The sequence below is a fragment of the Streptomyces sp. SID1328 genome (genome assembly GCF_009865595.1).
GTDB lineage: Bacteria > Actinomycetota > Actinomycetes > Streptomycetales > Streptomycetaceae > Streptomyces > Streptomyces griseoluteus.
On the sequence record NZ_WWKH01000605.1, the window covers coordinates 1 to 7,790 of the forward strand.

A 7,790-nucleotide genomic window follows, 5' to 3' on the forward strand; every position below is an offset into this window, starting at 1 on the left:
CAGGGCCGGGGAACCCGCGCGCGGGGTCCCGATGCAGCCGCACCACGGCACGATGGCCCGCGCGGCGGCACACTGAACGGCCCGGCCGAGGGCAACCCCCGTCGGCAGCAGGCGACTTGAAGAGCGGGACGGGTGGACCGACGGAGTCCCCCCGCCCCGCTCCGCCGCTTCACCCCATACCAGTCCGCAGGGCGGCGCGTACCCCGAACTGTCGGGCAGGCGCCGCATATACGACGTTTCCCAGCGGTGGAAACCGCCTTGGTGGCAGTCTGCTCAACAGCAGATACGCAAAGTGTCAGATACAGGCAGCCAGCCGGAGGTGCGCATCCCGTGGCGTCCAATGTGAATCCCACCGTCAGGCGGCGCCGGCTGGGCCAGGAGCTGCGCAAGCTCCGTGAGCTCAAGGGCATGACGGCCGAAGAGGTCGCCGACCGCCTGCTGGTGTCGCAGTCGAAGATCAGCAGGCTGGAGAACGGCCGCCGCAGCATCAGCCAGCGCGATGTCCGCGATCTGTGCGGGGTCTACGAGGTCGAGGACCAGAGGGTGGTCGACTCACTGATGGAGATGGCCCGCGACTCCCGCCAGCAGGGCTGGTGGCACACCTTCGGCGACATCCCGTACAGCGTGTACATCGGTCTGGAGACCGACGCCCAGTCGCTCCGGGTGTACGAACCCCAGCTGGTCACCGGCCTGTTGCAGACCCGCGCGTACGCCGAGGCGCTGGTGCGCGGCGCGCTGCCGGAGACCTCCACGGCCGAGATCGAGAAGCGCGTCAAGGTCCGCATGCGCAGGCAGGAGCGGGTCACCGACGACGGCAACCCGCTGCGCCTGTGGGTGGTGCTGGACGAGGCCGCGCTGCACCGGGTGGTCGGCAGCAAGCTCATCATGCGCGAGCAGCTGGAGCACCTGATCGAGCTGTCCAGCCTCCCGCACGTCACCGTGCAGGTGCTCCCCTTCGAGGTCGGCGCGCATCCGGGGCTCAACGGCCAGTACGCCATCCTGGAGTTCGCCGACGCGGCCGACTCCAGCGTGGTCTACCTGGAGGGCGTCACCAGCGACCTGTACCTGGAGAAGGCGCCGGACGTGCAGAAGTACGCCGTGATGTACGAGCACCTGCGGGCCCAGGCGCTCCCGGTGGAGCGGTCCCAGCAGTTCATCCAGGACGCGGCCAAGAGGTTCGCCCAGTAGGGCTCCGGCCGGGTTCCCGCAAGGGCTGCGGTTCGTGGGGCGAGGGATCTTACACCGTCGCCCCACCCTCATGACGGCTCGCTTGGAATATGCCACCCGCTTGAGTGAACGGTCCCTGCGGTCAGGGGGGTTGACCGGTAGCGTCGATCACGCCAATCGCTCGCATGGGTTGGCGTGAACCGCACCACCGCAACTCGCAACAGGAGTGGACATGGCACTGATTCAGGGCGCGACGGAGACGTGGATGAAGTCCTCCTATTCCGCGGGCAACGGCGCCTGCGTCGAGGTCAAGTCGCCGACCGCCGCCGAACTCGCCGTACGCGACTCCAAGGACATCACGGGCCCCGTGCTGGCCTTCCCGGCCACGGCGTGGAACGCCTTCGTGGCCTCGGTCAAGGCGTAACGGACCGACCCCGGTCCCCACGCGTAGAAGCACCGGACCGATGCTTCACCAACAGCACACGCACCACCCCGAAGCCCTCTCGGCCGGCCCGCCGTCCTTGCCGAGGGGGCTTCGTCGCGTCCGTCAGCCGAGCTGTGCCTCGATCGCGGAGACGACCTCCGCCGACTCCGGCTCGGTCTGCGGGGCGAAGCGGGCGACGACCCGGCCGTCGCGGCCGATCAGGAACTTCTCGAAGTTCCAGCGGATGTCGCCGGTGTGGCCCTCGGCGTCGGCGAAGCCGGTGAGGCGGTCGTAGAGCGGGTGGCGGCCCTCGCCGTTCACCTCGACCTTCTCGGTGAGCGGGAAGGTCACGCCGTACGTCGCCGAGCAGAACTCCGCGATCTCGTCGGCGGAGCCGGGCTCCTGGCCCATGAACTGGTTGCACGGCACGCCGAGCACGGTGAAGCCCCGCTCGCCGAACCGCTCCTGGAGCCGCTCCAGGCCCGTGTACTGCGGGGTCAGCCCGCACTTGGAGGCCACGTTCACGACGAGCACGGCCTGCCCGGCGTACCGGGCCAGCTCGGCGGAACCGCCCTGAAGGGCACCGATCTCGACGTCGAGGGGGGAGGAGGTGTGATCACTGGTCGTCATGGTGGGCAGCCTAGCCAGGGCCGGTGCGCCCGGCCTCCACCAGTACCTCCCCGGCCGCCGTGCGCGAGTACAGCACCGAGCGGCCGGCGCGGCGCCGGGTGATCAGGCCGGACTCGCGCAGCACCTTCAGATGGCGGCCGACCGAGCCGAGCGTCTGGCCGGTCAGCGCGGTGAGCTGGGTGGTGCTCAAGGGGGACTCCAGCAGGGTGAGCACGCTCGCGCGGGCCGGCCCGAGCAGCGCGCCCAGGCTCGCGGGCACCGGACGCTCGGCCTGCCCGGCGAGGGCACCGGCGCAGGGGTAGACCACGGCGTACCGCTCCCGCCCCTCCCACGCCACCCAGCCCTGCCGCGCCGGGGTCACCGGGACGAGGACGAGTTCGGCGCCGGAGATCTCGCGGGGCGGGTAGGTCTGCAGGTTGACCTGGAAGCGGCTCTCACCGAGCCACCGCGTCCCCGGCCGCAGCGAGTCCAGCACCCCGGCCCAGCCGCCCCGCCCCATCCGCGCGGTCCGCGCCAGCACGTCCGCCTCCAGCACCCTTCTCCGCCGCTCCCAGTCCGGCCGTACCGTCTCCTCCCACACCCACTCCAGCAGTGTGGCCGCCCGCTCGGGCAGGTCGTCCCGCTCCAGTACGGCGGGCAGCGGGCCGGCGAGGGAGAGCAGCAGGTGGGCGCGGGCGTCGGCGGGGCGGGCGGCCCGCACCCGGCCGACCTCCTCGCCGAAGGTCTCGCCGTCGCGCGGGGTGGGGGTGAGGAAGTCGGCGATCCAGCTGCGGCCGAGACCGGCGCGGATCAGGCGTGCGGTGACGGGGTCTGCTGCCAACCGGGCCCGGTAGGCGGGCAGATGGGAGCGCAGCCACTCCCGCTCGCCGGGGTGCGCGGGCGTGGCCGCGTGCAGCAGCTTGAGGCTCGCGAAGGTCTCGGCGAGCGGGGAGATCACGAAGCGGCTGCGTGCCAGCGTGTCCGCGTCGAGCAGCCACCACCCCATGCCCCGCCCCACCTTTCGCCGTCCGGCGAAACAATAACGAGCACCCCGCGGGCGGCCGAGACTCCCCGCATGCCCAGCTACCGATCCCTGTTCCGCACCCCGGAGTTCACCCCGCTCTTCCTCGCCGCCGCGGCCCAGACCGCCGCTTCGACGATGGGCGGACTCGCCCTCGGCACCCTCGTCTACCGGGCCACCGGCTCCCCGCTGCTCTCGGCGCTCAGCATGTTCGGCCCGGCCCTGGCGCAGGTCGTCGGCGCGACCTTCCTGCTCTCCGGCTCCGACCGCCTGCCCCCACGCACGGCGCTGTCCACCATCGCGGCGGTCTTCGCGGCGGGCACGGCCTTCCAGGCGGTACCGGGACTGCCGCCCGGCGTACTCCTCGCCGTGGTGCTCCTGTTGGGCCTGGTGGCCGCGCTGGGCGGGGGCGTCCGCTGGGGGCTGCTGAACGAGATCCTCACCAAGGACGGCTATCTGCCCGGGCGTTCCCTCTTCAACATCCTCAACGGCCTGACACAGACGGTCGGGTTCGCCACCGGCGGGCTGCTCCTGGCCACGATCTCCCCGCGCGTGTGCCTCCTGATCGCCGCCGCCCTGTACCTCACCGCCGCCCTCACCCTCCGCCTCGGCCTCACCGCCCGCCCGCCGCGCACCACGGGCCGCCCGTCCGTCGCGGCGACCTGGCACACCAACGCCGTCCTCTGGTCCTCCCGCCCCCGCCGCCTCACCTACCTCGGCCTGTGGGTCCCCAACGGCCTGGTCGTCGGCTGCGAGTCGCTGTACGTCTCCTACGCCCCCGAGTCGGCGGGCACGCTGTTCGCCTGCGGGGCGGTGGGGATGCTGGCGGGCGATGTGACGGTGGGCCGCCTGCTGCCTCCGGCGGTCAGGGCGCACCTGGCGACCCCGCTGCTTCTCTTGCTGGCCGTGCCGTACCTGGCCTTCGCGGCCCGTCCGCCGCTGCCCGTGGCTGTCGTGTGCGTGACGGTCGCCTCCGTGGGATTCGGCGCGAGTCTGGTCCAGCAGGAGCGGCTGATGTACCTGACCCCGGACGCGCTGTCGGGCCACGCCCTGGGGCTGCACTCGGCGGGGATGCTGACCATGCAGGGGGTGAGTGCGGCGGTGGCGGGGTCGCTGGCGCAGCTCACGTCTCCGGCGACGGGGATGGCGCTGATGGCGGGGGCGTCGGTGGCGGTGACCTCGGGACTGGCGCTGGCGGACCGCGCCCCGGCCCGGAATACGGCCGTCCAGGCGGACGCTGAGGCATAGGTGACGCAAATGCCGCAAAACGCCGCCGTCGAGGAACGTCTCGCGGCGGAGCGTGTTGCCACCCTGACCCAGATCGACGCCCTGACCAGGGATTTCCAGTCCATCGTCGACGCGAACGCCCTGGTCGCCGTCGACGACGAACACGACCCGGACGGTTCCAGCACCGCCTTCGAACGGGCCCACGTCTCCTCCCTCCTCAACCAGGCCCGGCTGCACCTGGAGCACCTGGACGAGGCTCTGGTGCGCCTGCGCGAGGGCCGGTACGGCATCTGCGAGCGCTGTGGGGTGGAGATCCCGGCGGAACGGCTGGAGATCCGGCCGGCGAGCACGCGGTGCGTGGGGTGCGCGGGGGTGGAGCCGCGATAGGTGTGCCTTACACGGACGGGGGCGCGTCTGGCACGATCACCGGGCGGGCGGGTTGTGGTCCGCGAGGACAGGACGGCGGACGCGGGAGCGGTGAGTGCGGGACTCAGAGGGCCAGGTTGTTCCGGCCGAGGTGATGACTGACGGGGCGGGTACGGCGGATGCCGGCCGTACGGCGAAACGGGCCGTGACCGTCTTCCCCCTGCTGGTGCTGGCCGCGGGGGCCCTGGGGATGCTGATGCCGTCGACGTTCGCCGGGGGCAAGGAGGCCGTGCCCTACCTGCTCGGCGTCGTGATGTTCTGCATGGGCCTGACGATGACGTCGGAGGACTTCCAGGGCGTGGTGAAGCGTCCCTGGGCGGTCGCGCTCGGTCTGGTGGCGCACTACGTGATCATGCCGGGCCTGGGCTGGGCGATCGCGGAGCTGCTGGACCTGCCGCCCGCCCTGGCCGTGGGCGTGATCCTGGTCGGCTGCACGCCGAGCGGAACGGCGTCCAACGTGGTGACGTTCCTGGCCAAGGGCGACGTGGCCCTGTCCATGTCGGTGGCGACGGTCTCCACGCTGCTCGCTCCGCTGGTCACGCCGTACCTGGTGCTGCTGCTCGCGGGACACATGCTGGACGTCGAGGCGGGTCCGATGGTCGTCGACATCATGAAGACGGTCCTGGTCCCGGTGGTGGCCGGCCTCCTGATCCGCCGCCTGGCCGCCCCGGTGATCCGCCGTTGCCTCCCCGCGCTGCCCTGGCTGTCGGCCGGGACGGTGGCGGTGATCGTCCTGATCGTGGTGGCGGCGAGCGCCTCCGCCCTGAAGGCCGCGGCGGCGATCGTCTTCCTCGCGGTGGTCCTCCACAATGCCTTCGGCCTCGCCCTGGGTTACGGCGCCGCCCGCCTCGCCCACCTCGACCCCGCCGCCCGCCGGGCCATGGCCTTCGAGGTCGGCATGCAGAACTCGGGCCTGGCGGCCTCGCTGGCGGCGACGTACTTCACCCCGCTGACAGCCCTGCCGGCGGCGGTCTTCTCGGTCTGGCACAACCTCTCGGGCGCGGTGGTGGCGGCATGGATGAACCGGCGTGCCAAGCCGGGTCGACGGCCTGTTCAGCCTCACTCACAGGGTCGGTGAAGCGGGCGGCCCGGTAAGGGAGTTACGTCCTTTCAGCGAACGGACCGGCCCCGCGTGACAGAAGTCGGCGCGGGGCCTGGCCCGTTCGACCGCGGAGGGGGCTGCTCTCAGCCCCGGGCCACGATCTCGGCATCGGCGACGGCGATGGCGATGCCGAGTGCCGTGGAGATGTTGGCCGCCGCCGCCATGACACGGGCCGTGCCGATGATGGGCGCGATGGCGACCAGGACGTCCTGCAACTGTTCGACGGTCACGCCGCTGTCGAGGGCGGGGTCGATGTGGGCCGCGTAGGAGATCGGCGGGGCGTCGGAGGCGGCGAGTGCCGCGATCCGCGTGAGGACGAGCGCGTTCGCGGGCAGTCCGCAGCGCTCGACCGAGTCGACGGTCATGGCGGCGAGGGTGTCGAGGACCGGGGTGTCGGATGCGGTGGACATGTGGCATGCCCTTCTGGTGAGTTCCGGGCCCGAGAGGGTCGGAGACGGAAAGCACGGATGGGGCCCCTCACCAACCGTAGAACGCATCAGGGCCCCGTGCATGGCGCCCCGACGTGCGGGGTCAACCCGGTGAGCCGAGATTGGAAGTAGCCCGACCGGCCGGAGGAGGCCGGTACCGGCAGCGGCCGGCCGGTCTTCGCCCGCGAGGGGAGTCACCATGAAGGACCTCAGATTCGAGCAGAAGCGTCCGCTGTCCCGCCTTGAGGCGGCCGACCAGCTCACGGCACTCGCCACGGCGCTGCGGGAAGGCGGGGAGGCCGAGCTGGATCTCGGCTCGGGAACTCTGAGCCTGCGGGTCCCGGACGACCTGCACGGCGAGATGGAGATCGAGATCGGCAACGGCGAGATCGAGCTGGAGATCGAGTTCAAGTGGTCGACCGGCCGGAAGCGGGCAGCGCCGTCGCCGCCGGCCGCGGCTGCGCAGGAGGTCACGGCTGCACAGGAGGCCGCCACGCGGAAGACCGCGCCCGCGAAGACCGCGCCCGCGAAGACCGCGCCCGCGAAGACCGCGCCCGCGAAGCCCGGGCGCGGCGGCACGAGCGCCGGCCGAAGCAAGGGTGTGAAGCGGGCCGCTGCGAAGAAGTGACCCCGAGCAAGCGCGAAGGCCCTTCCCTGGATCCGTTCCCGCGAGGGCGGGACGAGAGGGCGGGCGATCTGGCAGACGTCGGTGCGTGGGGCGCCAGGCGTAGCGTGGGAGCCGCGGGGCGGAGTCCCGTCGTCGCACCGGTCCTACAGACGGGTGGCCATCATGACCAGCTCGGATACACCACCTGTTCCCCGACATCTGCCCAGTGGCGTCCACGAGGCCGTGCGGCCGGGGTGTGCGCTGCTCCGGCTGGAGACGACCGAGTCACGCAAAGGTGTGCTCGACGGCGCGTGGTGGCCGCGCTCGCGCGACATCGGCGCCGAGCTGCCCGCCCTGTTGAGTGCCCTCGTCGACCACCTCGGCCCCGTGTCCCGTGTGGGGCTGGATGCCGTTGCCTGGGAGGGTCTCCCGACGCGTGTCGTCGTGGACGACCACGTGGTGCGCGTTGATTCCTTCCCGGTCGGTGACGACACGGTCCTGATCACCCGGGGCGACCGGGACATCTTCTCTCTGCTGGTCGTCCCGCCCGACGCGGCACCGGATGCCGCCCGTGCCGCGATGGCCCAGGCGGTCCGGGTGGACAACGTCAGCGACGCGGAACAGATCCTCCTCGACACCGGGAGCGGGCGTGGTCTTGGGGGCTGACTCGGTTCAGATGCTCGGATCCTCGGGTGCTCCGGAGCCCGAGCCCGCGTCAACGCCCCGGGCTCGCGTCGCCGCGGGCCGGGTGGGTGGTGGGGCGGGGCGGCCGGGTGGCC

The 7,790-nt window shown here is 72.0% G+C and carries 10 protein-coding genes; 7 read left to right on the plus strand and 3 right to left on the minus strand.

What is annotated here, in order from left to right; genetic code table 11:
• Positions 1–330 precede the first annotated feature (330 nt).
• Positions 331–1,188, plus strand: coding sequence for a helix-turn-helix transcriptional regulator (locus tag GT030_RS19405; protein WP_130338818.1), 858 nt, complete (start codon positions 331–333; stop codon positions 1,186–1,188).
• Positions 1,189–1,399: 211 nt separating this feature from the next.
• Entirely contained in the window at positions 1,400–1,591 is a 192-nt protein-coding gene (locus tag GT030_RS19410; protein WP_086694630.1) for a DUF397 domain-containing protein, read from the plus strand.
• 123 nt (positions 1,592–1,714) lie between these two features.
• On the opposite strand, the gene GT030_RS19415 is transcribed toward GT030_RS19410, so the two are convergent.
• Both GT030_RS19415 and GT030_RS19420 read right to left on the minus strand, forming a co-directional pair.
• On the minus strand, positions 1,715–2,221 hold the full coding sequence (locus GT030_RS19415) for a glutathione peroxidase (protein ID WP_161202180.1): 507 nt from the start codon (positions 2,219–2,221) through the stop codon (positions 1,715–1,717).
• Between the two features lie 10 nt (positions 2,222–2,231).
• Positions 2,232–3,206, minus strand: a complete 975-nt coding sequence (locus GT030_RS19420; RefSeq protein ID WP_161202181.1) for a helix-turn-helix domain-containing protein — start codon at positions 3,204–3,206, stop codon at positions 2,232–2,234.
• 69 nt (positions 3,207–3,275) lie between these two features.
• On the opposite strand from GT030_RS19420, the gene GT030_RS19425 reads away from it, so the two are divergent.
• The 3 genes from GT030_RS19425 (at position 3,276) to GT030_RS19435 (ending at position 5,952) form a co-directional block, all read left to right on the plus strand.
• Positions 3,276–4,469: an MFS transporter gene (locus GT030_RS19425; protein ID WP_161202182.1), complete on the plus strand. Its 1,194-nt coding sequence runs from the start codon at positions 3,276–3,278 to the stop codon at positions 4,467–4,469.
• A gap of 9 nt (positions 4,470–4,478) precedes the next feature.
• Positions 4,479–4,835: a TraR/DksA C4-type zinc finger protein gene (locus tag GT030_RS19430; protein WP_161202183.1), complete on the plus strand. Its 357-nt coding sequence runs from the start codon at positions 4,479–4,481 to the stop codon at positions 4,833–4,835.
• Positions 4,836–4,968: 133 nt separating this feature from the next.
• On the plus strand, positions 4,969–5,952 hold the full coding sequence (locus GT030_RS19435; RefSeq protein ID WP_161202184.1) for a bile acid:sodium symporter family protein: 984 nt from the start codon (positions 4,969–4,971) through the stop codon (positions 5,950–5,952).
• Positions 5,953–6,059: 107 nt separating this feature from the next.
• Here the strand turns inward: GT030_RS19435 and GT030_RS19440 are convergent, their stop codons facing one another.
• Complete coding sequence (locus tag GT030_RS19440; protein ID WP_161202185.1) at positions 6,060–6,386, minus strand: carboxymuconolactone decarboxylase family protein; 327 nt, start codon at positions 6,384–6,386, stop codon at positions 6,060–6,062.
• A 217-nt stretch (positions 6,387–6,603) separates the two neighbouring features.
• On the opposite strand from GT030_RS19440, the gene GT030_RS19445 reads away from it, so the two are divergent.
• On the plus strand, positions 6,604–7,032 hold the full coding sequence (locus GT030_RS19445) for an amphi-Trp domain-containing protein (RefSeq protein ID WP_161202186.1): 429 nt from the start codon (positions 6,604–6,606) through the stop codon (positions 7,030–7,032).
• Between the two features lie 162 nt (positions 7,033–7,194).
• Positions 7,195–7,677, plus strand: a complete 483-nt coding sequence (locus GT030_RS19450; RefSeq protein ID WP_202460284.1) for a DUF5994 family protein — start codon at positions 7,195–7,197, stop codon at positions 7,675–7,677.
• The last annotated feature ends 113 nt before the right edge of the window (positions 7,678–7,790 follow it).

Coding starts and splice junctions, on each gene's coding strand:
- GT030_RS19410 (WP_086694630.1), top strand. CDS start 1,400: ATGGCACTGATTCAGGGCGCGACGGAGACGTGGATGAAGTCCTCCTAT.
- GT030_RS19415 (WP_161202180.1), bottom strand. CDS start 2,221: ATGACGACCAGTGATCACACCTCCTCCCCCCTCGACGTCGAGATCGGT.
- GT030_RS19420 (WP_161202181.1), bottom strand. CDS start 3,206: ATGGGGTGGTGGCTGCTCGACGCGGACACGCTGGCACGCAGCCGCTTC.
- GT030_RS19425 (WP_161202182.1), top strand. CDS start 3,276: ATGCCCAGCTACCGATCCCTGTTCCGCACCCCGGAGTTCACCCCGCTC.
- GT030_RS19430 (WP_161202183.1), top strand. CDS start 4,479: ATGCCGCAAAACGCCGCCGTCGAGGAACGTCTCGCGGCGGAGCGTGTT.
- GT030_RS19435 (WP_161202184.1), top strand. CDS start 4,969: ATGACTGACGGGGCGGGTACGGCGGATGCCGGCCGTACGGCGAAACGG.
- GT030_RS19440 (WP_161202185.1), bottom strand. CDS start 6,386: ATGTCCACCGCATCCGACACCCCGGTCCTCGACACCCTCGCCGCCATG.
- GT030_RS19445 (WP_161202186.1), top strand. CDS start 6,604: ATGAAGGACCTCAGATTCGAGCAGAAGCGTCCGCTGTCCCGCCTTGAG.
- GT030_RS19450 (WP_202460284.1), top strand. CDS start 7,195: ATGACCAGCTCGGATACACCACCTGTTCCCCGACATCTGCCCAGTGGC.